The 23,437-nt window shown below is 66.9% G+C and carries 23 protein-coding genes; 9 read left to right on the top strand and 14 right to left on the bottom strand.

Annotated elements, in window-relative coordinates:
- Nucleotides 1-123 precede the first annotated feature (123 nt).
- Nucleotides 124-300: a hypothetical protein gene (locus tag HMPREF0975_RS16785; RefSeq protein ID WP_009234237.1), complete on the top strand. Its 177-nt coding sequence runs from the start codon at nt 124-126 to the stop codon at nt 298-300.
- A 209-nt stretch (nt 301-509) separates the two neighbouring features.
- Nucleotides 510-1,472: an AEC family transporter gene (locus HMPREF0975_RS10930; RefSeq protein ID WP_009234236.1), complete on the top strand. Its 963-nt coding sequence runs from the start codon at nt 510-512 to the stop codon at nt 1,470-1,472.
- A 26-nt stretch (nt 1,473-1,498) separates the two neighbouring features.
- On the opposite strand, the gene HMPREF0975_RS10925 is transcribed toward HMPREF0975_RS10930, so the two are convergent.
- From HMPREF0975_RS10925 to HMPREF0975_RS10915, 3 genes are all read right to left on the bottom strand, one after another.
- Entirely contained in the window at nt 1,499-2,440 is a 942-nt protein-coding gene (locus HMPREF0975_RS10925) for a carbohydrate kinase family protein (protein ID WP_009234235.1), read from the bottom strand.
- A gap of 492 nt (nt 2,441-2,932) precedes the next feature.
- A complete protein-coding gene (locus HMPREF0975_RS10920; RefSeq protein WP_232212512.1) occupies nt 2,933-3,268 on the bottom strand; it encodes an exodeoxyribonuclease VII small subunit in 336 nt (111 codons plus the stop codon).
- A gap of 267 nt (nt 3,269-3,535) precedes the next feature.
- The gene (locus HMPREF0975_RS10915) at nt 3,536-4,273 is read right to left on the bottom strand and encodes an ArsR/SmtB family transcription factor (RefSeq protein ID WP_009234233.1); all 738 of its coding nucleotides are present in this window, start codon (nt 4,271-4,273) and stop codon (nt 3,536-3,538) included.
- Nucleotides 4,274-4,397: 124 nt separating this feature from the next.
- Here HMPREF0975_RS10915 and HMPREF0975_RS10910 point away from each other — a divergent pair, with 124 nt between their 5' ends.
- Nucleotides 4,398-5,774, top strand: a complete 1,377-nt coding sequence (locus HMPREF0975_RS10910) for an MFS transporter (protein ID WP_009234232.1) — start codon at nt 4,398-4,400, stop codon at nt 5,772-5,774.
- Between the two features lie 137 nt (nt 5,775-5,911).
- Here HMPREF0975_RS10910 and xseA read toward each other — a convergent pair whose 3' ends face one another.
- Nucleotides 5,912-7,273: an exodeoxyribonuclease VII large subunit gene (xseA, locus tag HMPREF0975_RS10905; protein WP_009234231.1), complete on the bottom strand. Its 1,362-nt coding sequence runs from the start codon at nt 7,271-7,273 to the stop codon at nt 5,912-5,914.
- A gap of 44 nt (nt 7,274-7,317) precedes the next feature.
- Here xseA and HMPREF0975_RS10900 point away from each other — a divergent pair, with 44 nt between their 5' ends.
- Both HMPREF0975_RS10900 and HMPREF0975_RS10895 read left to right on the top strand, forming a co-directional pair.
- Complete coding sequence (locus HMPREF0975_RS10900) at nt 7,318-8,385, top strand: 4-hydroxy-3-methylbut-2-enyl diphosphate reductase (RefSeq protein WP_083840783.1); 1,068 nt, start codon at nt 7,318-7,320, stop codon at nt 8,383-8,385.
- A 134-nt stretch (nt 8,386-8,519) separates the two neighbouring features.
- Nucleotides 8,520-10,139, top strand: coding sequence for an amino acid permease (locus HMPREF0975_RS10895; RefSeq protein ID WP_009234229.1), 1,620 nt, complete (start codon nt 8,520-8,522; stop codon nt 10,137-10,139).
- Nucleotides 10,140-10,831: 692 nt separating this feature from the next.
- Here HMPREF0975_RS10895 and HMPREF0975_RS10890 read toward each other — a convergent pair.
- The 10 genes from HMPREF0975_RS10890 to HMPREF0975_RS10850 form a co-directional block, all read right to left on the bottom strand.
- Nucleotides 10,832-11,203: a hypothetical protein gene (locus HMPREF0975_RS10890; RefSeq protein ID WP_009234228.1), complete on the bottom strand. Its 372-nt coding sequence runs from the start codon at nt 11,201-11,203 to the stop codon at nt 10,832-10,834.
- A complete protein-coding gene (locus HMPREF0975_RS10885; RefSeq protein ID WP_009234227.1) occupies nt 11,193-11,741 on the bottom strand; it encodes a hypothetical protein in 549 nt (182 codons plus the stop codon). Before HMPREF0975_RS10885 ends, HMPREF0975_RS10890 begins: the two co-directional genes overlap by 11 nt.
- A complete protein-coding gene (locus tag HMPREF0975_RS10880) occupies nt 11,738-12,394 on the bottom strand; it encodes an RNA polymerase sigma factor (protein WP_009234226.1) in 657 nt (218 codons plus the stop codon). Before HMPREF0975_RS10880 ends, HMPREF0975_RS10885 begins: the two co-directional genes overlap by 4 nt.
- Entirely contained in the window at nt 12,384-13,031 is a 648-nt protein-coding gene (locus tag HMPREF0975_RS10875; RefSeq protein ID WP_009234225.1) for a hypothetical protein, read from the bottom strand. Before HMPREF0975_RS10875 ends, HMPREF0975_RS10880 begins: the two co-directional genes overlap by 11 nt.
- Nucleotides 13,032-13,044: 13 nt before the next feature.
- Nucleotides 13,045-13,593: a DUF6286 domain-containing protein gene (locus tag HMPREF0975_RS10870; RefSeq protein WP_009234224.1), complete on the bottom strand. Its 549-nt coding sequence runs from the start codon at nt 13,591-13,593 to the stop codon at nt 13,045-13,047.
- A complete protein-coding gene (locus HMPREF0975_RS10865) occupies nt 13,590-14,006 on the bottom strand; it encodes a hypothetical protein (protein WP_009234223.1) in 417 nt (138 codons plus the stop codon). Before HMPREF0975_RS10865 ends, HMPREF0975_RS10870 begins: the two co-directional genes overlap by 4 nt.
- Nucleotides 14,007-14,008: 2 nt before the next feature.
- Nucleotides 14,009-14,185 carry a hypothetical protein gene (locus HMPREF0975_RS16240; protein WP_009234222.1) on the bottom strand — a complete coding sequence of 59 codons (177 nt, stop codon included), beginning with the start codon at nt 14,183-14,185 and terminating at the stop codon, nt 14,009-14,011.
- A gap of 32 nt (nt 14,186-14,217) precedes the next feature.
- Entirely contained in the window at nt 14,218-14,694 is a 477-nt protein-coding gene (locus HMPREF0975_RS10860; protein ID WP_009234221.1) for an Asp23/Gls24 family envelope stress response protein, read from the bottom strand.
- Between the two features lie 289 nt (nt 14,695-14,983).
- Nucleotides 14,984-15,241: a GlsB/YeaQ/YmgE family stress response membrane protein gene (locus HMPREF0975_RS10855; protein WP_009234220.1), complete on the bottom strand. Its 258-nt coding sequence runs from the start codon at nt 15,239-15,241 to the stop codon at nt 14,984-14,986.
- A 159-nt stretch (nt 15,242-15,400) separates the two neighbouring features.
- Nucleotides 15,401-16,657, bottom strand: a complete 1,257-nt coding sequence (locus HMPREF0975_RS10850; RefSeq protein WP_009234219.1) for a DNA recombination protein RmuC — start codon at nt 16,655-16,657, stop codon at nt 15,401-15,403.
- 272 nt (nt 16,658-16,929) lie between these two features.
- Between HMPREF0975_RS10850 and HMPREF0975_RS10845 the strand changes: the two genes are divergently transcribed.
- The 4 genes from HMPREF0975_RS10845 (at nt 16,930) to HMPREF0975_RS10830 (ending at nt 23,433) form a co-directional block, all read left to right on the top strand.
- Nucleotides 16,930-18,561, top strand: a complete 1,632-nt coding sequence (locus HMPREF0975_RS10845) for an alpha/beta hydrolase (protein WP_009234218.1) — start codon at nt 16,930-16,932, stop codon at nt 18,559-18,561.
- Nucleotides 18,562-18,694: 133 nt separating this feature from the next.
- Nucleotides 18,695-19,798, top strand: coding sequence for a redox-regulated ATPase YchF (ychF, locus tag HMPREF0975_RS10840; RefSeq protein ID WP_049939810.1), 1,104 nt, complete (start codon nt 18,695-18,697; stop codon nt 19,796-19,798).
- Nucleotides 19,799-19,977: 179 nt separating this feature from the next.
- On the top strand, nt 19,978-22,530 hold the full coding sequence (locus tag HMPREF0975_RS15005) for an AAA family ATPase (protein ID WP_009234216.1): 2,553 nt from the start codon (nt 19,978-19,980) through the stop codon (nt 22,528-22,530).
- 165 nt (nt 22,531-22,695) lie between these two features.
- Entirely contained in the window at nt 22,696-23,433 is a 738-nt protein-coding gene (locus tag HMPREF0975_RS10830) for a BglII/BstYI family type II restriction endonuclease (protein WP_009234215.1), read from the top strand.
- The last annotated feature ends 4 nt before the right edge of the window (nt 23,434-23,437 follow it).

The following is a 23,437-nucleotide window of genomic DNA, read 5'->3' as shown; positions in this document are numbered from 1 at the left end:
GGGCGACTACAACCTCAGCGCCGAGCAGGTCGCGGCCCTGGGGCTGGGACGGGCCCTGGGGGAGGGCCTCACCTTCCCGGCGGCCGGCCCCAAGCGGCGTATCGATCATGTCCTGACCGACATGTGCCCACCGGCCCCGACGGCCTGCCGCTGTCCGACGAGGCGGCCGTGGCCGCGGCGGGTGCCGAGGACTCCGCCGCAGCCGGAGGCCCGCTGCTGCGCGCCGTGGACTGGGGGACCGTGTCCTTCATCATCTCCGACCACGTCGGCACCTGGGTGGACCTCGAGCCAGTCGGCTAACGGACGCCCCCTGGCCGCCGCGATCCTGCGCTGACGCCTGCCCGCACGAGGTCGTATTCCCCGGCTCCGGCGCCGTCGTCGCCCTGATGCGTTCGTGCCTAATGTCGCCTGTTGGAGGGGTAGAGGGTACGAATGCGCGGTCTACCCTACGAACTCGTCGTGCCGCGTCCTATCATCGCCGTCGAAACTTCCGGTGAAAGGGGACGGTGATGGCCGACGTCGTGGCGGGACTGGCCGTCTTCGGCGCCGTCATCGCCGTCGGCTGGCTGCTGGCGCGCACCCGGGCCGTCCCGGCCGACGCCGACGGGGTCCTCACCCGCGTCTGCTTCTTCGCCGCCACCCCGGCGCTGCTCGTGACCACCCTGAGCCGCGCCGACCTGACGGCGGTTCTCTCCCGGGCCACCGCCGTGGCCGTGGCCGCCGAGCTCGCGGCGATCATCTCCGCCTGGTGCCTGCACCGCCTCGCGCTGCACCGCACCATCGCCGAGGCCACGATCGGCGCGCTCGCCTCCGGTTACGTCAACGCTGCGAACCTGGGGATCCCGGTGGCAGTCCTCGTCCTGGGGGATGCGGCCACCATCGCTCCGATCCTCCTGCTCCAGCTCCTCGTACTGACCCCCGTCACCTTCACCGTGCTCGACGCCGTCACCCGTCGCGGCAACCCGTCTCGCCTGGCGACCCTGACCGTCCCGCTGCGCAACCCGCTGCTGTGGGGCGTCGTGGCCGGGACCGCGGCGAACCTGGGCGGGGTGAGGCTGGAGCAGTGGTGCGGGGGCTACCTGGCCCAGGGGCTGGAGATGCTCGGGCGTGTCGCGGTGCCGCTCATGATGCTGGCACTGGGTATGAGCCTGGCCGGGGCGCCCCGGCCCCTGCGGAACAGCGGACCGGACGAGCCTGTACGGGGTGTGAGTCGGCGCGGCGGCCTGTGGGCGGCCGTGGCCTGGAAGCTGGCGGTCATGCCAGCACTTGCCGTCGCCCTCGGGCTGGCTGCGGGACTCGGCGGATCACAGCTGCTCGTGCCCGTGGTCACCGCCGCCCTGCCCACCGCCCAGAATGTCTTCATGTACGCCTCGCGCTACGGGGCGGCCAAGGACCTGGCGCGCGACGCGGTCCTGCTGACGACCGCCGGATTCGTGCCCGTGGTCCTGCTTGCCGCCGCGATCCTGAGATGACCACGGCGGCAAGCAGGACCGCCGGCTCAGGCCAGCTCGTCGCGGGTGGGCGGGTTGGCCCCCGCCCGGGAGACCGTGATGTCGGCGATGGCCGCGGCATGGCGCACGATCCGCTCCAGGGTCTCGGCGTCCACGGCGCGCAGCGCCTCGCGCCGGTCCGCGCCCACGAGGTCCTCGCTCCACAGGGCGTCCTCCAGGCCCCCCATGAAGGAGTCCCCGGCGCCGACCGTGTCTGCCACGATGACGCTCGGGTCGGCGGGCACCTCCAGGCGCACCCCGGAGGCGGACAGGGCCAGCGCCCCGTCCTTTCCGCGCGTGACGACCACGACGGCCGCGCCCGCCTCCAGCCAGGAGCGCAGCACCGTCTCTAGGTCCGCGTCCTTGCCGTAGAGCCAGGCGATGTCCTCATCCGAGCACTTGACCAGGTCGGACAGGCCCACCAGGCGCTCAACGATCTGGCGGGCGTCCTCGGGCTCACCCATGAGCTGGGGGCGGGCGTTGGGGTCGTAGGCGATGGTGGAGGTGGCGCGGGTCTCGCGCAGCACCTGCTCCACGGTGGCCGCGCCGGGGGCGAGGATCGCGGCGATCGAACCGGTGTGCACCAGCAGCGGCGCCTCCCCATCGGCCAGGACAGGGCGCGGCGGGTTCCAGTCCAGATCGAAGAGGTAGGTCGCGGCGCGGTCCTCACCGATAGTGGCCTGCGCCGTGGAGGTGCGCTCGGCGCCGTCGGCGCCCGGAGCTAGGCGGACCCCGGAGGCCTCCAGGTGGGCGCGCACGGCTTTGCCGCGCTCATCGGTACCGATCCAGCAGTGCAATTCGGCGTCGCGGCCCAGGCGCGCCAGGCTCAGGGCGACATTGGCGGGCGCGCCGCCGGGGATGTCCACGGGCTCCTGCCCGGGGTGGATGACGACGTCGACCAGCGCCTCGCCGATGACGAGGGCGGATCCTTGGCGGCCGGGTGCGGTCATGGGTGACTCCTTTGTACGGGACCGGGGTCCGGTGGCTGTGGGCTGAGTGAGACGGAGCGAGATGGCAGGGGCGGTGGACCGGACGGGTAGGGACGCGGCAGCGCGAACTTCCCCGTGGTTGGCCGGCGGCCTGGTCGACGAATGGGGTCGGAAGGCGAATGCTCACAGACTACCGATCCGGCGCCGCCCTGAGGGCGCGTCTTGTCCGATTGATGTCCAAATCTGCCACAAAGGCGGCGGTGAAGTACTTGCAGCGGAGAACAAGCCGCATAATTCCGCGGTTCTCATTCTGGCGCGTGGGGCTCTCGCGCCCCTTTGTGGCAGATTTGGACACGAATGAGATCAAAGACGGCTGATCCGGGGCGAGTGTGCGTCGATGATATCGTGCGATGCCGTGGCTCCGTCAGCAGCCTGCCGGGGCCCGAACTCTTCGTCGCGGAGGCGGGCACGAGCGCGGCCTGGAGCGGCTGATCCGGGGCGGGGCATGCCCTGTCAGTCCTCGGAGTCGTCCTGAGCGACCGCGGCTAGGCGGGCGCGGGCCTCATCGAGCCAGGTCTGGCAGCGCTGGGCCAGGGCCTCACCGCGCTCCCACAGTGCCAGGGAGTCCTCCAGGGGGGCGGATCCCGCCTCGAGGCGCTGCACGACGGCCACCAGCTCCTCGCGGGCCCGCTCGTAGCTGAGCGAGGCGACGTCCTCGTTGGCGCCAGCGGTTCCGTCACCGGAGGAGGCGGACAATGCCGAAGGCGAGGACCCTGAGGAGGGGCTGTTCTGGGTCGAGTACCCGTCCTGGCGGTCGGAATAGGTGCCGGGGTTCATCTCGGAGCTCACGCCCCGATTCTCGCACGGGCCGGGCTACAAGCAGAGCGGGCTGGACGGTCTGAGGGGTGCCCTCGGCGTAAAAGTGTCCAAAAGGGACGACTTTGACGGTGCTGCGTCTCAGCAGCATTTGCACCTGTGCTGGCCAGAGCGTTTTGGTGCGGTGTCGACTGGTTGTTGAGGCTCCAAAGTCGTCCCATATGGACAAAATCTTGACCTGAGTCTCTCCTGACTCCTGCTGGTTCCGGTTGAAGAGCACCGATGCGTCAGCCCCCACTTCTACCCCGTTGCGCCGTTGGAAGTCGTCTCATCGAGGTGTGTCAGCATTCCCTCCAAACCTGCCTGCGCCAGTGCTTCGCGGCCGGCCTTCGTGACCTTGACGGCCCGGCTCCGCCCGATGCGTGCGATCCAGGCGCGATCGAACAGCGCTTGCGTCAGTGCGGTCCCCAGCGGTCCGCCGAGGTGGAACCTTCGCTCAGTGGAGTCCATGCACGCCTCTCCGTGGGAACGAAGCGGCTTCTCCAGCCCCCAGGTAGCCAGGAGGTCCCCTCCGGAATCGGTCAGCCGCCAGGAGGAATCCAGGTGGCCGCGCTCCTGGAGGTGCTCGGCCAGACTCACGCCGAGCCGCCCCGCCAAATGGCGGTAGCAGGTACGGGCTGCCAGCAGCCGCTTGTTGGCGGTCCACGCGTTGAGGCTGTGCGCCGTGGGCAGTACCGATGCTGACATCACCCCCAGGGCCTCGATGACCCGAGCCGCCCCAGGCCCTGAGAGCGTGACGTAGCAATGCCGCCCCTGGCGGACCCTCGTGACGAGGTCGCTTGCTGCCAGTACGTCGACATGCTCGCTGGTCGTCGACCGCGCGATCCCGGCGTACGAGCCGAGCTCGCCCACCGTCCAGGCGCGGCCGTCCATGAGCGCCGCGCACATGGCGGCCCGCGACGGGTCGGCCAGCGCCGCAGCGGTGCCGGCGACGTCGGGAACCGCCTCGGGGAAGAGACGGTCAGGAAGCCGTGACATGCGGCCAGTATGCGCCCGCCCCGGTTCGGTTCGCGCCGAACGATTGCGGCTCTAGCCTGCCGGTGGCCGGCATCAGCCGGCAGACAGGGGCCAGAGGGGACCCAGAGGGACAAGGAGACCACTTATGAGCGGATACCGGCGGCGCGGCGCCCTCATCGCGGCGCTGCTCGGGTTCTTCGTCGTCATGCTCGACACAACGGTCGTCAACGTGGCGCTGGCCCGGATCGGCGCGGACCTGGGCGCCCCGGTCGCCTCCCTGCAGTGGGTCGTCGACGCCTACGCCCTCACCTTCGCCGCCCTGCAGCTGTCGGCAGGGGCGGCTTGCGACCGGATGGGCACGAGGAGCGTCCACCTGCTCGGTCTGGTGGTCTTCGGCCTGCTCTCGACGGCCTGCGCCCTGGCTCCTGCCGGCGGAGCACTCATCGCCTTCCGTGCACTTCAGGGTGTCGGCGCCGCCGCGATCGTCCCTGCCTCCCTGGCAATGCTCTCCCTCATCCATGATCGCCCCGCCGACCGGGCCCGAGCCATCGGCCTGTGGGGAGGGGCCGGCGGAGTCGCTGCGGCCGTCGGCCCGGTGGCCGGGGGACTGCTCGTGACCTGGACCGGCTGGCGGTTCGTGTTCTGGGTGAACCTGCCCCTCGTTGCGGTCGGCATGTGGCTCACCGCCCGCTGCCTGCCCGAGCCGGTGGCACGGTCGCCGCGACGACGTGGAGGCGACCTGTCCGGACAGATCCTCTCCGTCATCGGGCTCGCAGCAGCCACCTACGGGATCATCGCTGCAGGTGAGCACGGATGGAGTCTGGTCGCGGTTCTCTCGACCCTTGCCGGCCTGATCCTATTGGTGGCCTTCATCGTGGTTGAACGCATCGCGAGCCGACCGATGCTGCCGACAGTGGTGTTCTCCCGACCGCGTTTCGCAGTGGCCGCTGCGGTCGGGTTCGCGCTTAACACCGGCTTTTTCGGCCAGCTCTTCGTCCTGGCCCTGTTCCTCCAGCGCTACCTGGGCTATTCACCCTGGCTCGCCGGTCTGGCACTGGCGCCGCAGGCGTGCAGTGCCGTCATCGCCTCCCCGCTGGGAGGCAGGATGACCGCCAGGATCGGGGCGTTCCCCACGATGCTGACGGGCCTGCTCACCGGTGCCGCCGGATTCGCGGGGCTTGCTCTTGCCACGGCCTCGACGCCGTACCCGCTGGTGGCGGCCCTGACCTTCCTGGGTGGTTTCGGCACGGCACTGACCATGCCGGCCGCGACCTCGGCCGCCGTCGCCTCCGCGCCGGTGGGCTACACCGGAGTCGCCGGCAGCGTCATCAACGCGGCCCGGCAGACCGGAAGCGTCGTCGGTGTGGCCGTCCTTGGCAGCCTGATCGCCTCAGGCGACTTCCTGACCGGATTCCATCGGGCGGTGGCTGGGGCATCGATCGTCTTCGCGGTGGCAGCGATCCCCGTCGCCGTCGTCGTCCTCGGGGTGACCGGTCGCCTGAAGCACGTGGACGCACCGTAGGCCTCGACGACTGCCCCTCAAGGTGCCGTCCGCGAGCCGCCAGGCGCGTCCGCGAGGTTGCCGTCGGGTGCGGCCGCCTGACCTCCCCGGGCCGCGGTTGGTGGCGGAGCGGCGCCCGCCCGGTGCTCAGTCGCTATTCAGTCGATGTTGGCCGGACGCGGCCTGGTGGCACCGACGACTTGGGCCACAAGCCGCCCCTGGGCCAGCACGCCCTCGATGAGGTCGCCCTTCTTGACATCCTCCGCGCTGGTGATGATCTTCCCGCCGGGGGAGCGCAGGATCGTGTACCCGCGGTCCAGGACCCCCTGCGGCGACAGGGCGGTCAGGCGGGCGTGATCGGCGCGCAGGTCGGCGGCCGCCAGTGACAGGCGGTGGCCAACGGCCCGGCGCATCCGGTCGCGGGCCTGGCCCAGCTCGAGGACCCGGTCGCGCACGATCGAGGTGGGGTCGGCCATCACCGGCCGGGCCCGCAGCTGGTCCAGGGCCGCCTGCTCGGCGTCCAGGCGCGAGGCGAGTACCGTGCGCAGGCGCTCGCGGGCCGAGTCCAGGCCCACTGTCTCCTGGGCGAGGTCGGGGACGATCCGACGGGCCGCGTCGGTAGGGGTGGAGGCCCGGTAGTCGGCCACCAGATCCAGCAGGGGGCAGTCGGTCTCGTGGCCGATCGCGGAGACCAGCGGCGTGCGGCAGGCGGCCGCGGCGCGCACGAGCCCCTCGTCGGAGAAGGGCAGCAGGTCCTCAACAGCACCGCCCCCGCGGGCCACGACGATGACGTCGATCTGCGCATCGGCGTCCAGCTCCTGGATCGCCCGGCTGACCTCGCCGACGGCGCGCATCCCCTGGACGGCGACCTCCCGCACCTCGAAGGGCAGGCCGGGCCATCGCAGGCGGGCATTGACCAGGACGTCGTCCTTGGCCTTGGCCTGGCGTCCGCACACGAGCCCCACCTTGCGCGGCAGGAAGGGCAGGGGCCGCTTGCGCTCGGCGTCGAACAGGCCCTCGGCGGCCAGGATACGGCGCAACTGCTCGATACGGGCCAGCAGATCGCCGACGCCGACTGGCCGGATGTCATCGGCCTGCAGCTGCAGGGAGCCCCGCTTGGTCCAGAAAGTGGGCTTGGCTCGGATGACGACGCGGGCGCCCTCGCTCAGCTCGGCGCCCGTGCGGGCCAGGACGGTGTCCAGGACGCGCGAGTAGATCGCCACCGACATGGAGACGTCGGCATCGGTGTCCCGCAGGGTGAGGAAGGCCATGCCCGCGCCGGGCCGGCGGTTGAGCTGGATGATCTGGCCCTCCACCCACACCTGGCTCATGCGGGCGACGTACTGGTCGATCTTGGACGACAGCAGCCGCAGCGGCCACGGGTTCTCCGCGGTGGTGAGGTTCGCGCGCGGCGCCGGCTCCCGGGGACTCCCGTCCACGACGGAGCCGGGGGCCGGGCCGCCGGTGGGCAAGGGCTGCGGGCTGGGCTGGGCGGGGCTCTGGCCTGTCACATGCACCACTGTGCCACGTCCGCCACTGGGGACCTGGGTCCCACTGTGGCACAGTGGTTTCCGTGACGACCATCGAGCTCGCCAGTGAGCACAACGACGCCGCCGCGCCCTCATCGAAGGGCGGCAAGCGGATCCTCATGGCCGCCCCGCGCGGCTACTGTGCCGGCGTGGACCGCGCCGTCGACGCCGTCGAGCAGGCCCTGGCCCATTACGGGGCGCCGATCTACGTGCGCAAGGAGATCGTCCACAACAAGTTCGTCGTGGACGCCCTCTCGAAGCGCGGCGCCATCTTCGTCTCCGAGACCGACGAGGTGCCGGTGGGCGCCCGCGTCGTCTTCTCCGCCCACGGCGTCTCCCCGGCCGTCCACGCCGAGGCCGCCGAGCGCCGACTGGCCACGATCGACGCGACCTGCCCGCTGGTGACCAAGGTGCACAAGCAGGCGGTGCGCTTCGCGGCCAAGGACTACGACATCATCCTCGTGGGCCACACCGGCCACGAGGAGGTCGAGGGCACCCAGGGCGAGGCTCCCGAGCACATCCAGGTCGTCAACGGCCCCCACGAGGTGGACCGGGTCGAGGTGCGCGACCCCTCCAAGGTCGTGTGGATCAGCCAGACCACCCTGAGCGTGGACGAGACCCTGGAGACGGTGCGCCTGCTGCGCGAGCGCTTCCCGGAGATGATCGACCCGCCCGGCGAGGACATCTGCTACGCCACCCAGAACCGGCAGGGCGCGGTCAAGCAGATCGCCCCGCAGGTCGACCTCATGATCGTGGTCGGCTCGGGCAACTCCTCGAACTCGGTGCGCCTCAAGGAGGTGGCCCTGGAAGCCGGGGCCGGTGCCTCCCACAGGGTGGACTTCGCCAGCGAGATCGACCCGGCCTGGCTCGACGGCGTCGAGACGATCGGCCTGACCTCGGGTGCCTCGGTGCCGGAGATCCTCGTGCGCGAGGTGATCGAGCGCCTGGCCGAGTTCGGCTTCGACGATGTCGAGGAGGTGCGCACCACCACGGAGAAGATCTCCTTCTCCCTGCCCAAGAACCTGCGTGCCGACCTCATGGCCGCCCAGGGCGCCACGGCCGACCACAAGCGCCGCGAGCCCGCCGCCGGTCACACCTGCTGAGGTCGGCGGTTCCGCACCCTTTCCGGGATGCTGGAGGATGGCGGAGGCTGTGAGACCGCCGGCACACCCCGGGGCGTGCGGGACGAGTCCGACGTGAACGCCGGATTGCGCGCTGTGCGATTACCCTCGGTTACGTGACACACTCCCACGACGAGCATGACGAGTCGGCCGCCGGCGCTCGCCCTCCGGCCGGACCGGGGCGCCAGTCCGACGGGTCCGACGGCGCCTGCCCCGCCGATACCGCTGGTGACGCCGCCAGCGCACTGATCGCCGGAGCCTCCGGCCAGGTCTCCAATGAGGCCCTGGAGCAGGGCAGCGGACTGCAGCGCAGCCTGACCAACCGGCACATGCAGATGATCGCCATTGGCGGCGCCATCGGTACGGGCCTGTTCGTGGCCTCGGGCGCCACGGTCTCCACGGCCGGGCCGGGCGGCGCCCTGGTGGCCTACGCGGCGATCGGCCTCATGGTGCTCCTGCTCATGCAGTCCCTGGGGGAGATGACGGCGCACATGCCGGTGGCCGGCTCCTTCCAGACCTACGCCACCCGATTCGTCAGTCCCTCCTTCGGCTTCGCCATGGGCTGGAACTACTGGTTCAACTGGGCGATCACCGTGGCGGCCGAGCTGGTGGCAGCCGGGATCGTCATGGCCTACTGGCTGCCGGGGGTTCCCCCGTGGATCTGGGCGGCGCTGTTCCTAGCCCTCCTGACGACGCTCAACGCCCTGTCCGCCCGCGCCTTCGGAGAGGGGGAGTTCTGGCTGTCGGCCATCAAGGTGGTCACGGTCATCGTCTTCCTGATCGCGGGCGTGGCGATGATCGCCGGCATCATCGGCGGCAGGCCCGCGGGCTTCGGCAACTGGACTACCGGGGACGCGCCCTTCCACGGCGGGATGTTGGCGATCGTGTCGGTGTTCATGGTGGCCGGGTTCTCCTTCCAGGGCACTGAGCTGGTGGGGGTGGCGGCCGGCGAGGCCCGCAACCCGCGCCGCGACGTTCCCAAGGCGATCCACACGGTGTTCTGGCGGATCATGATCTTCTACATCGGGGCGATCGCGGTCATCGGCTTCCTGGTTCCCTACACCGACCCCAACCTCCTGCGCTCGGACACCTCCGACATCTCCTACTCGCCCTTCACCCTGGTCTTCGAGCGGGCGGGCATCGGGATCGCAGCGGCCCTGATGAACGCCGTCATCCTCACCGCGGTGCTCAGCGCCGGAAACTCGGGTCTGTACGCCTCAACCCGCATGCTGCACTCGATGGCGCTCCAGGGGCAGGCCCCCGCCTGGTTCGCCTACGTCAACCGTCACGGGGTTCCGGTGCGGGCCCTGGGGGCGACGGCGCTGGTGGGCGCGGCCGGTTTCCTCACCGCCGTAGTGGGCCAGGACACCGCCTACACGTGGCTGCTCAACGTCTCGGCCCTGTGCGGGTTCATCGTGTGGCTGGGGATCGCCGTGTGCCACTTCCGCTTCCGGCGCGCCTACGTGCTTCAGGGCAACGACCCGGCCGACCTGCCCTACCGGGCGCCCTGGTTCCCCCTGGGACCGGTGCTGGCCTTCAGCCTGTGCGCCCTGGTAATTCTGGGCCAGAACTACGAGGCCATCTTCAAGGGCCAACTGCTGGAAGTGCTCTCCTCCTACATCGGTCTGCCGGTCTTCGGGGCCATCTGGTTGGGGCACCGGCTGATCTCCGGCTCGCATGTGGTGCGCCTGGAGGACGCCGACGTCTCCGGCGTCGTCGTTCACGAGCGGCACTGAGCCCCGCGTCTGCTGGGCTCATGTCCTGAACCCAATGACCGACGTCGGGGCACCGATCATCTGACCGGTGCCCCGACGTCGACTCGTGCTGGAACCTGCACGAGGGTGGAACTGCTGTGGGTGGGTACCTACAGCTGTCTTGTCTCCTCACGTCAGAGGTGCTCGTTTGGGCGGGAACTCGGGGGTGAGTCTGTAGTTGTCCTGGAGGTGACGGTGGGCCGATGGAAGAGGCCTGGCGGGTCGCCGGTGTGCATGGAGCGGATATCGAGCTGCTGGCGGCATTAAATCCGCGGGGTATTCGTGGCGGAGGCGGGCGCCCCTGGCCTCATGTGTCCTGCCTGGCCCCTGTCCGGCACCTGTCCTGAGTCTCGGTGGCACTAGCACAGCGCCGCCCCTGGCCCACCCCGCCTCGGGTCGGCCTACTCCACGAGGGTGGGGATCTACTGACCGGGGGTTGTGCGTACTGCACGAAAGCCGGACCTACGTGGAGTGCCCCCGACCTTCCTCCAGTAGCATTCCACCCTCGTGCAGTACACGCCAGGCACCATCAGAGCGACTGCGAGCATCTGAGCCGGTTCCTGCCAGCACAGCGAGCAACGACGATCGGGCTCTATCCGCCCGCACCGCACCGGTGCCTTGAGATGCCATGACATCCGAAACTCTCAGAAGTCATGAGGCAACATGGCGGGCACCTACAGCAGGGACTGGACCCGTACCGTGACCCGAGGCACGTTCAGGTTCCCGACGCCGGAGGAGCCGGAGTCCTCCCGTGCTTCGGAGGCGTCGTCGGGCTCGCCGGCCTCCGACAGGGAGCGGATGATGGTCTCCTGGACGTCGCGCACGATGTCCTTGACGGGTCTGGAGCCGTCGATGCCGATCTCGATGACGGCCCTGCGCGAGCCCGCCTCGACGACCACGCCGAAGCGGGCCTGATGAGGATCCTGCTGCCGGATGTGGCTGCCGATCGCTCTCAACGTGCTGCCTATCCCCGGCTCGATTCCTCGGACGCCGGGGACAGCAGTGACCAGGTGGGCCAGCTCGGCCGCTGAGAGGCTAGTCGTCATCGTGGAGATCCTCGATGTGGACGTTGACGGTCGGGGACACCCCTAGGTTCTCATGGCAGGCTGCTCGAACGGCGTCGCGGACCCGTTGGGCGAGCTGCGGCAGGCTGCCCACGCTGATGTGGGCGGAGATCCGGCAGGAGATGGTCTCCGGAACCCCCAGGCCGCGGTGGTTCTCACCTGAGGGCGCGTGCTCGAAGGAGGAACGCAGGGCGCGTGCGCCGGGCACGCAGTCCACGGCGCGTCGGATGAGTGCCCGCAGCGAGAACTCGGACATGCTGTAGGGCCCCAGATCGGTCGCGGGCATCTCCACCTGGGCGCCATGACGAGTCTCGGCGATGATGGCGTCCATCAGGTGGCGCTGCGGCATGACTGAGGCGCTCGCCTGAGACTCCAGCTGGTCCCACTCCTCGTGCAGGGAGGCGATCAGACGCAAGTACTCCCGCGTGTCCGCGTCGTCCTGCTCATGGGGCCGGGTGAAAGACCTGGCCGACGCCGTCGAGCGTCGGACGCTGTGTGAGAGCTGGTTGACGGTGCTCATGCCCACTCCTTCATCTGGCGCATGACGAGAGAGCGGGCGCGTGCCAGCCTCCCGCGGACGGTGGACTCGGTGAGGTTCAGGGCCTGGGCGATCTCCTCGTAGGACATGTCGTCGACCTCTCGGAGCACCCAGACGATGCGCAGCTCGGGCCGCACGGAGGCCAATAGGTCGGCCAGTGCCTCGATCTGGGCGTTGACCTCGCTGGACTCGGCCGGGTCAGTGGTGCTGCTCGACGTCGTCTCCGCCATGGCGCTCGCGGTCTCGAGGCTCTCGGCGTCGTAGGGGTCGGTGGCCCGACGCTGACGCTTGCGCGTCATGCTGGTGGCCTTGTTGGTGCAGATCCGCATGAGCCAGCCCCGAAAGGCGGCAGGTTCCCTGACCAGGTGAAGACTGCGCCAGGCCTGGATGAGGGTCTCCTGGACGATGTCCTCACTGTCGTGACGGTTCCGCACGATCATGTAGGCGGTGCGGAACAGACGCCCCTGATAGCGCTCGACGAGCTGCTCGAAGGCGTTGATGTCCCCGTCCTGGGCGCGCAGGACCAGGTAGTGGTCCTTGTCATGGGGTGCAGCGGACGAGGTACTCGGTTGTGCGGCGTGGTGTGGACGCGGGCGAGGTGCCAGCACTGCCTCGTCCTGTGTCTCATGCGTCATCGCCGTTCCCGGTGATCTTGGGTGAGCGCCGCCCTGTGACGGTCTGCGAGACGTTGCGCGAGTTTGAGGAGCGCTCCAGTCGCACCAGGACGTCTACCTGCCTGGGGCCCGAGCCCAGGGACGTGGTCACGTCATCCTCGAGTCGGCGCCTGAGCTCGGCCACGGCCCATTCGACCTCGCAGTCCTGAGAAACGGTGGTGTCCGCTTGTACCCACAGACTGCTCGGGGAACCGGTGACCCACACGGCGCACTGCTCCACCCCGGGGACTTCCTGAGCTCGCTCGGACAGGGCCTGTGACAGGACGTCGGGGCCGACGGTGGCCAGCAGGACGCCCTCGGAGTCGCTGAGCCTCAGAGGCGAGGCGGCCGCCTTGCGGGGGACCTGCATGGCGAGCAGGACCAGCCCGGCGATGATGGCGAGTACAGACACCAGCGCGGCCGTCGGCAGGAGCCAGTGCGCCTGGGGCGCGATGATGCTGTCCACTCGGTCCTGCGCAGCGGCCAGGAGAGGGGCGGCGTCGGGCCAGGACCGACCGGCACCGAGGCCGGAGGCCAGTAGCCAGGACGCCGCTGCCGCGATGAGAAGTCCGCAGCCGGCCAGGACCGTCCTGTTGAGGACACCAGAAACTGAACGCATGATCGTATCTCCTTCAGCTCGTGCGCCTGATCCGCACGCGGCTGCGTATGATGCCCACGGGTTGGAGCGTCTGCAGGGCCTCGTCGGCCTTCCTACAGGCGGCTTCACGCACTGGGTCGAGGTCGTCCAAGACGCTGAGGACGACGACGTCGACCCGTGAACGACGGGTGGTGACGGCGACAGAGTGGACGCCGCCGATCTGCTCGACCTGGGTCTTCACCAGGTTGGCCAGGTCGCGGCGTCTCACCGCGGTCTGGCCGGGGACGGTGTCGGGGAGGATCTCGACGCGCTCGGGGAGTCCCGGCCACAGGGCCGCGAGGATCATGGCCAGGCCGCACACGGCGGCGATCCCGGCGGCGGTGAGCACCGCGGCGGAGCCGAGGGCGGTGGATCCGACGGCGTCGAGCGTGGTGATGGTGCGGTCCGGCCAGGTGCCGGTCACGATCCGGTGCCCCGTCAGCCAAGCCCCCAGGCCTCCGGCCGTGAGCAGCAGCAGTGCCAGGACGACACTGGGTACGCTGCGGGACGGGCGACGAATGAGTTTCGGGACGGGTGTTCTCATTTCAGGCTCTTCCTGACGTGGCTGCTCGGATTGAGCCAGGAGATCTCAATGGTGATCTTGCCGACGCTCAGCCCGGTGAGGTGCTCGACGCGACCGCGCACGTGCGCGCGCAGATCTTCGATGGTGGAGGACAGTGGTGCGGGAAAGACCAGGCCGAGGTCCAGGTGGAGGACGGCGACCTGCCCGTAGAGCTCGCACTGGGCCTCGGGCTGGGAGGCGAAGTTGCGGCGGGCGCCGATTCCCAGGAGCCCTCCGGCGTTGGATCCGACATTGCCGGTCTCATAGGCGGCCTGGGCTGCGATCTGGGCGACGACTCGGGCCGGAATGGTGGTGGTGCCGCGCTGTTCCCAGGAGGATTCCTCGTCCCGGGCGGGTCCCGGCTGCGTGATGGCGGGCTGGGTCGCGGTCGCCATCGTCACTTCTTTCGCCGATCCAGGATACTTTGGACATCGACCCGGCCCTCCAGGTAGAGGCCCAACGCCAATCCGGCCAGGCCGCACAGGGCCACCAGGACGAAGTCGGCGAAGGAGCCGAAGGCGAGAATGGTTCCAAGGAACAGGCCCACCAGGAGGGCCAGGTACGTTGTCTTCATGAGAACTCCTCAGATCAGGGCGTTGGGACGGATCACTTGAGGTCGGCGGCCTCGGAGTTGTCGGAGTCGTCGTCGGGCAGGTGGACGTCGGTGACGTTGATGTTGACCTCGACGACCTCCAGGCCGGTGGTGCCCTCGATCTGCTCGATGATGTTGCGGCGGATGGCGTCGGAGACCTCGACGATGGAGACGCCATACTCGACCACCACGGTGACCTCGATGGCGGCCTGGGTCTCACCCTTCTGGACGCTGATGCCGCCGGCGACGTTGGTCTGGGCGTTGGGGATGCGGTCGGTCACCGCGCTGAAGGCGCGGCGCACGGCGTTGCCCATGTCGTAGACGCCGGGCACCTCACGAGCTGCCATGCCGGCGATCTTGGCGACGACGTTCTCGTCGATAGTGGTCACGCCGTGCGAGGTCTGGAGGGGGCCGCGAGGGGTCTTGTCCTCCTCGGTCTGCTCGTTGCGCTCGCGCTGCTGGCCGGTCTGGGGGATGGCGTTATTGCTCATTGGAGCCTCTTTCGTTGATCCGTGAGATGGATGGCGACGGAATGTCGTGGTGCGCGGTCCAGCAACTGGTCCGTCAAGGCGCCTCGGTGACTGCCGTGGCCGGTTCGTGTGACTGGCCGACGTGACTGACTGGTTTTGCTGTCCGTCATGATTGCCGCGCTGAAAGAAGGACGCCGTCGGCCGGGTAATCCTCACGACCCCATTCCATGGCTTGCATCACAAAAAGGTGAAGCGGGTTCCGTGGAGGAGGTGAGTACCTCCGCGGAACCCGCTTCAGGGCGCTGAGGGGCTACTTGCGGCCGGTGATGCCCAGGTAGATGGAGATCGCGACGATGGCGGCGATGATGGACGCGACCCAGCGGATCCAGTCGATGCCGGGTGTTTCCGCGATGCCGAAGAAGCCGGCGACTGTTCTTCCGACGAATGCGCCCACTGCGCCCAGCACAATGGTCCACAGCATCGAGATGTCCTGAACTCCTCGCATGACGAGCCTGGCTAGGGCGCCGATGATGGCGCCGGTGATGATCATTCCGATGAATGACAGCATGGTGTCTTCCTCCGAGAAGGTCCGATGAGGTGGAGATGTTCTCCAACCGGACGTTGAAACGTTCTGGCAACGTGTCAGCCTGTCATGAGACGGGAGACAACGCTCCCTGATAGACGCCATGGAAGCGTCAATCGTCACGGGCCGGGAACATGGCATGCGTTACATCGTCGTGGGTCCAGGATGCCCGTCGGCGGTGAGCTCGGGGGCGGTGAAGGTGCGCACCTGGGCGGCGTCGGCGCTGATGAGCGCGGGGGAGTCGACCTGCTCGCCGAGGGTCTCCAGGGACCGGGCGGTCACCAGCAGCCGGTTCTCCATGGAGCCGACCGCCTTGTTGTAGGCGGTGACGCTGCGCCGCAGCGCCCCGCCCAGGGCATCGAGGTGGCCCGCGACGGTCCCCAGCCGCTCATAGAGAGTGCGGCCGAGCTCGAGCAGCTCGCGGGCGTCGTCGTTGATGGCGGTGCGCGCCCAGGCCGTGGCGCAGGTACGCAGCAGGGCGAGCAGCGTCACCGGTGAGGCCAGGGCGACTCCGCGCCCCAGCGAGTGCTCCAGGAGTGCGGAGTCGGCTTCCAAGGCGGCCGACAGCACGGCCTCCGCCGGGACGAAGAGCACCACGAGCTCGGGGGAGTCCCCCAGTGCCCGGTCGTAGCGGCGCGCAGCGAGCTGATCGACGTGCCCGCGCAGCGCCTTGGCGTGAGCGGCCAGGAGCTCGCCGCGCCGGTCCTCGTCCTCCGGGGCGGCGCCACGGACATCGATGGCTGCCAGGTAGGAGTCCATGGGGGCCTTGGCGTCCACCGCCAGGTACCCGTCCCCGGGCAAGTGGACGACGACGTCGGGCCGGGACCGGCCGGCGGCACCGTCACCGGAGTCGGTCGCTATCCCCGGACCGCCCCGCTTCTGGATCAGCGCCCCAATGGTGCGCTGCTCGGAGAAGTCCACGTGCCGCATCATCCCGGAGGCCTCCAGGATTCGGGCCAGCTCCGCCTCGCCCCACATGCCGCGCGCCGAGCGCGAGCGCAGGGCGCCCTCCAGGGAGGCTGTGGATCGGGCCAGGTCCTGCTCGCGCAGCGCAGTGGCCCGCAGCTGCTCGGCCAGGGCCGCGTGCTGCTCGGCGCGCTGCTTCTCCAGGGACTCGACCCGATTCCCCACCTGTTCGAGCTGGCTGCGCACCGGCGCCAGGGCCCGCAGCACCGAGCCGTCACGCTCGGCGCGCTCCTCAGCCACCTGGGTGCGCGAGGACAGCTCCTCGGCCCGGGCCTGCCACTGGGCGGCCTGCGCCCGCAGCTCCGCCACCTGCTCGCCATCAGCCCGATGCGCGGTGGTGCGCCGGGCGATCGCGCCGATGTAGCCGATGACCACGCCGATCACCAGGCCGATGAGGAGCAGCAGAATGGGAAGGAGGACGGGTGAGGAGCTCATGAACCGATCATGCCTCAGAGGTGTGACATCTATTCCGGTTCCTTGAAGGGGCGCATCAGTAGGCGTCCGAGGCCGACGGTCCAGTCGGGGCGGATCCTGCAGGGTCAGCGCCGACATCGCCGGCCGACCAACTCCCAATCGACCGTCCGGACCTGGGCCGACGGTCCCTCCTCGCACCTGTCTACTCCGCCCGAAGGAGGCGAAGAGATCAAGGGCACGGACCCTTTGCTACCTCGGGAGGATGGGCAGCTGCGCAGGCAGTGCCATCCTTTATGGACGTGAACCTCTTGCGTGGTATCGAGCTGACCAGTTCCAGCACGATCTGGACCGTCGGGGTCCTGGCCGTGCTGACGGCGGTCGTCGCCGCGGTCCTCCTGCCGTGGACGCTTCCGGCCGCTACGGGAGACAAGCCCTCCGAGGCACCCGACGTGCTGGAGGCCGCGGAGAATCCCGCCTCCGTCAGCCCCACGGTCCGCCACGTGCTGCGCACCGCCGGCCGTTATACGGCGCGCACCGTCATGGTGGGCACGCCGGTGCTGCTCGTCGTCGTGCTCGGCGGTCTGCTCATCAACCTGCCCATGCACTACGTGCGCACGCTCGGCGACGTTCTCGAGGCCGCCGCCCCGCGCACCCAGGGCTCCTCGCGCGTCACGTCGCTGCCGGATGCTTCCGTCTACGACGCCGTCCCGGCCTCGGCCTGGAAGGCCTCCTTCCAGGACGTCGGCGACGGCTCGCAGAAGAGCAACTGGACCGGCCCGGTCAGCGGCATCTCCCTGCCGGTGCGCGTGGTCCTGCCCTCCGGGTACCGGCCCGACGACGGACGCACCTACAACGTCATCGAGGGCATCCACGGCTGGGTCGGCGACCCGGAGTCCCTGGTGACGGGCCTGTCCTCCCCCAAAGCGCTCCAGGCCGCCATCGACGCCGGGCGCATCCCGCCGTCGATCATCGTCATCCCCTCGGTCAACGTGGACGGAACCCAGCACGACTGCGTCGACATTGCCGGCCGCCCGGCCGTGGAGACCTGGACCGCTGAGGAGATCCCCCGCATGGTCCGGGCCACCTTCCCCAACGTCTCCACCCAGCGGTCGGGGTGGATGCTCATGGGGGTCTCGGCCGGGGCCTACTGCGCGGCGCGCACCGCCTTCGACGTCCCGCAGCGATTCGGTGCGGTCGGCGTCCTATCTTCCTACGATCGCCCCGCCGAGGGGGCCCTGGCACACGGCGGCCAGCAGCTCCAGGCACAGAACGCGCTATCCACCCTGCTGGAGCAGCGCACCCCCGACGGCCTGCGCCTCTATGTCATGGGCACTCAGGACGACCCCTATAGCGCCGCCCGTACGGCCTGGCTCATGGAGGACGTGGCTCAGAAACCCGACTCGGTGTCGATCGACACCCCGCCCCAGGGCGGGCACTCCTGGTACCTGTGGACCGACCGGTTCCCGACGCTGCTGACCTGGTGGGGCTCGGACCCTGAGGTCTTCGCTGCGGCCGGGCTGCCGGCGCCCGAGGGCGATACATGGGCCAAGGCGACCGCCGCCGGCGTCACGCCCATCGTGGCCACGCCTAAGGACCAGCGCACGGTGGGATCGGCCTCGCCGATGCGCGCCGCTCCGTTCGAGATCAACGGCCTGGGTACCATCATCGTGGCCGTCGGCGCTTCGCTGGCCGTGGTCAGTACCGCCCTGGTCTGGTCTCCCCGCTGGGGCCGACGGCGCGGCGGCGAGAAGCCGTCGGCGGTGCGCCTGGGCGGCGCGATCGCGGGGCGATTCGCGGTGGTTGCGCTCGCGGCGGTCCTGATCGCGGTGACGGTGGGGATCGGGGCCAACGCCGGTGGGGGCTTCTACACCTCGTGGCACGATCTGCGGGCCTCGATCCGGGTGAGCGGTAACGCCGGTAGGTGAGAGGCGCTCGCCGCCGGGGCAGCCGGGTCGACCGGCGCAGTCGACTGCGGTCGACGTCGTCGGTAGGCGGGCGGGGCCGTGATGGGCGTTGTTGGGACGCACGGTGTCGTCGGGGCCGTCTAAACTCTCCCGCGTGGCACTTACCATCGGAATCGTCGGACTGCCCAACGTCGGCAAGTCCACCCTGTTCAACGCCCTGACCCGCGCGACCGTCCTGGCCGCCAACTACCCGTTCGCGACGATCGAGCCGAATGTGGGGGTTGTACCGCTGCCGGATGCTCGCCTGGACAAGCTCGCCGAGCTGTTCCACTCCGCCAGGGTGGTCCCGGCGACGGTGTCCTTTGTGGATATCGCCGGGATCGTGCGCGGCGCCAGCGAGGGCGAGGGACTGGGCAACCAGTTCCTGGCCAATATCCGCGAGGCGGACGCGATCTGTATGGTGACGCGTGCCTTCGAGGACCCGGACGTGGTTCACGTGGACGGCAAAGTGGAGCCGGCCGGGGACATCGAGACGATCGCCACCGAGCTGGTGCTGGCGGACATGCAGACCCTGGAGAAGGCGATTCCGCGCCTGGAGAAGGAGGTGCGGGGCAAGAAGACGGAGCCTGTGGTGCTGGAGACGGCGCAGGCGGCCCTCAAGGTTCTGGAGACCGGGACGCTCCTGTCCGCCGGGGCGGCCGCCGCGGGCATTGATGCGGAGGTGCTCAGGACCTTCCAGCTCATGACCACCAAGCCCTTCATCTACGTGTTCAATATGGACGACGCCGGAATGAATGACGAGGCCCGTCAGGCCGAACTGCGCGAGCTGGTGGCGCCGGCGGAGGCGATCTTCCTGGATGCCCAGTTCGAGGCCGAGCTCGTGGAGCTCGAGCCGGAGGAGGCGGCGGAGATGCTGCACGAGAACGGGCAGGAGGAGTCCGGCCTGGACAAGCTGGCCCGGGTCGGTTTCGACACTCTGGGCCTGCAGACCTACCTGACGGCGGGGGAGAAGGAGTCCCGGGCGTGGACGATCCGCAAGGGCGCGACGGCGCCCCAGGCCGCGGGCGTGATCCACACCGACTTCGAACGGGGCTTCATCAAGGCGGAGATCGTGAGTTATGACGACCTGGTCCACTACGGCAGCGTTGCCGAAGCCCGCGCCCACGGCCGAGTGCGCATGGAGGGAAAGGACTACGTCATGGCCGATGGGGACGTGGTGGAGTTCCGTTCTGGACTAACGTCTGGGGGTAAGAAGTGAGTGCGGAGCCTTCGTTCTTCTCGACTATCATGACTACATCCTCGGAACTACCGGGGAAGTCATGTTCTGTTGGGACGTCGTGCGCCGCGACTTTTGAACGAGTTGAGACTAGCGGCGACGTTTGATTCGCCCATTATTTTCTCTTCCCCTATGAACCCTGCAAGTGAAGGAACATACAAGTGGCGGCTTACGAAGATGTATTGAGCTGGGCGGAAAGAAGACCTTGGTGGCAGCAGAAGGCTCTTGCGCGCATTATCGCTGGGGATGCGTTTGGGGAACATGATTATGAGGAAATTGCGCGAAGCCTAATGGAGGAACCTGAGTCTCCCCCTGATGGAGGTTGGTTTTCTAACCTCACACAACCGCAGGTGACGCAGGCCGAGCCCGTTCAACTGGTTGCGGTAAAAAATCTCGCTAACGTCAATCGTCTTGCTCCTGGACAAGAACTTACATTCGAAGAAAACGGACTCACCGTGGTGTATGGACACAACGGTAGCGGCAAGTCTGGTTACGCTCGAGTGATCAGCACAATGGTTGGAGCGCGTCATCAAAAGAAGATCCTGCCGGATGTGTTCGCTAATGATTCTGAAAAGCCATCAGGCGAAGTTGTCTTCAGTGTTGGTGGTGATGAAAGAAGTGCCCTTCTAGGCCAATCACCCGATCCAGACCTCAAGAGCATAGCATTTTACGACGAACACTGCGGGAATAGCTATCTGACTACCGAAGCGGAGATTTCCTACCGTCCTTCAGCGGTGAAGCTGCTGGAGGAGCTCGCAGAAGTCTGCACTGGCGTGTCCCAAGTGATTGAAGCGTGGAAGCAAGAGATAAAACAGCCTGGGCCACTGCCTGAAGTTGATCCTCACGGTTCCGCCGAGGTGTTTCTTCGTGATCTCAGTGCCTCAACAACGGATGATGCTATTGAAGCAGCGATCCAGTGTCCTCCTGACGCTGCCGAGCAGCTGGAAAAGCAGAAGAAGACAGTTGCTCGTCTTCGTGTCAGCGACCCCGCTCAAGAGAAAGAGCAACTGGTTGCAACTTCCGAAGCACTCGCTACGATTGCCGATCATCTGGAGACTCTTGATAAACATGTTGGAGTGCAGGCCGAGAAACAACTCGCTACCCTGATCACGAATGCAAATTCCGCTCAGGAAGCGGCGAGTATTGCTTCGCGTAGAACGTTTGCTAGCGAGCCTTTAAGCGAAGTTGGATCAAGCGTCTGGAAAGCCCTATGGAGTGCAGCAGAGTCATATTCAAAGGTGGCTTACCCCGATCATGAATTCCCGTACACTTCCGATGGTGCGGTCTGCGTCCTATGTCAGCAGCAGCTTGGCGATGATGCTGTTGGCCGGCTTGAGAGGTTCCAGCAGTTTGTCGCTGATACGACAGCCGCGGAAGCACAGCGTGCACAGAGTCAACTTGATCACTACCGGGATGGGCTTAGGAGATTTATCAAGACTCCAGAACAGATCTCAGAGTCGGTCATTAAGCTGAAACTGAAAAATGATCCCAGGGTGGAAGCTCTCAATTCTATTGTTGAGGCCCTACGAGATCGCGCATCTGCGCTCGTTGCGGGTGAAGTGGCACATCTGGTTGATGTTGCTACTACTGTGACTGTTCTTCGGAACGATGCTGTCACTCATCGTGACCAAGCCGATAGCATGAACTCAGAGGGCTTCAAAGTGCAACTGGCGCAAGCAGAAGCGCAAGAGCGTCAACTGCGCGATCAGATTGCGATGCGTGATGGGCGGCAATTCATTGAAGATGAACGAACTCGACTCCAGACGATAAGTAAGTTTGATAAGAAGCTGTCCGAGACAAGCACCCGTTCAATTACATTGAAGGTCGGTGAACTTACCCGTGCTTACGTAACTGAGGAGGCAGACGAGTTCTTTACTTGCGAGGCTCAGAATCTCGGCCTAGAACGCGTTATGTTTAGGGCCACCAAAGCGCGACAAGGCTCTCAACTTCATAGGGCACAATTTCGAGATGCTCGCTCAGGAACGAAGCTCACAGATGTTCTTTCTGAGGGGGAGCAGACTTCACTTGGTTTTGTAGGTTTTCTCACAGAGGCACACTTCGATGCTAGTAAGTCAGCCTTGATCTTCGATGATCCGGTTTCCTCTCTTGATCATATGAAACGTGAGTCTGTTGCTAGGCGAATCGTCGAGTTAGCTAAAGATAGACAAGTTGTGGTGTTCACACATGACGTAGCCTTTACCATGTTCCTGCGCAAAGCAGCAGAAGAGTCCACCGTTCCATATGCTACGCGAGGTATCGAAAAGCTAAGGAAAGCTGAGTCTGGATACACGACTGTGCACCATCCCTGGACCGCGAAGGATTCAGCCCAACGTATAGAGACATTAAGGCAGGAAGTTGCGGCCCTTCGTCGTAGTGAAATAGGGATGTCTGAGGAGGAGTATCAACGAGAAACTGAAACCATCGCAGGCCACATGTCTCAGACTTGGGAGCGGATTATTAGTCAGGTCATCGCGGAGCCTCTGGTCGACTTTGCGTCGTTAGAAGTTCGAGTCGGAAAACTGCGAATTATTGGTCGTGTTACAGAACAAGATGTGAAAACCTATGATGGCTCCTACAGTCGCATCTCTGGGTGGGCATCGCGGCATGACCCCCATCCTGAACTCAACTACGTTCCACCAACAGTCGAGGAGTTGAATACTGAAATTGAAGTCATTGCAGATTGGCTCAGAAGGATTAAGAGGTATCAGAGTTAGTGATAAGGAGTCTATGCTTCACGATCGCTCGCAGCGAATGACTATTCTGGCTCAGATGCGGTGTGAGGAGCGTTGAGTGCAGCCGGTAAATGTGGCGGAAGGTGATGTGGTGGAGTTCAGGTTCAACGTCTAACTGCTGGCGGTGGCGCCTGATGGGAGAATGGTATGAGCGCGTCTAAGGCCGAGCTCCCGGGGACGGTTCGGAAACCCCGGGTGGAACTGCCATCCGGATACCGCTATGGTGTGACTAGATATGCCGATTTCATCCTCAAATACGCCTTCCCCGGGAAGTTCGCAGACGTTACGGGCAACCTCGATGAGTTCTTCATAGATTACGCCGAGGATATTAAGCAGGGCGGCGGTTCCCGCGCGCGGCACACTGCTCGACACGACGCCGGTCTCACGAGGCGCGGCTGGAGCAAGCACAACGTCACCATCGAAAAACTCGTTGATGGCGAACCGGTGTACCGAGTTCGGAACCATGAGATCGATGTCTTCACCATGGGCGACGACGGCACCTACCCGGGTATAGCCGACGAGATGGAGTGGAATAATAAGGATCCATTCTTCCATCGCGATCTCAACAATTTTCAGGCGCTGCATCGTGAAGGCGTCATAGCTGTCGGCATCATTATTACCCGGGGGCCGCGGCTCCAAGAGGTTCTCGAATACCTCGGAGCTCATGGCGAATACCCCAACACCAAGTACGGCAAGGCGACCACTCACTGGGATAAGCTCGTTCCCATGATCGACATGGGTGGCGGTGGAGAATGCCCCCTGCTTTGCATCGGCATTGAACCGGAGCGAGTGCGAGGGCTTCCCGCCGATGTCCTTCGAGATTTCAGGTTCTCGGACGGGGGAACTTTGGCCCTTCCAGACGAGAGTGGTGACAGCCACAAGTAGATCT

Source organism: Actinomyces sp. oral taxon 849 str. F0330 (assembly GCF_000239715.1).
Classification (GTDB): domain Bacteria; phylum Actinomycetota; class Actinomycetes; order Actinomycetales; family Actinomycetaceae; genus Actinomyces; species Actinomyces johnsonii.
Note: the sequence above shows the minus strand (reverse complement) of the source record. Positions and strands in the feature narration are given on the sequence as shown.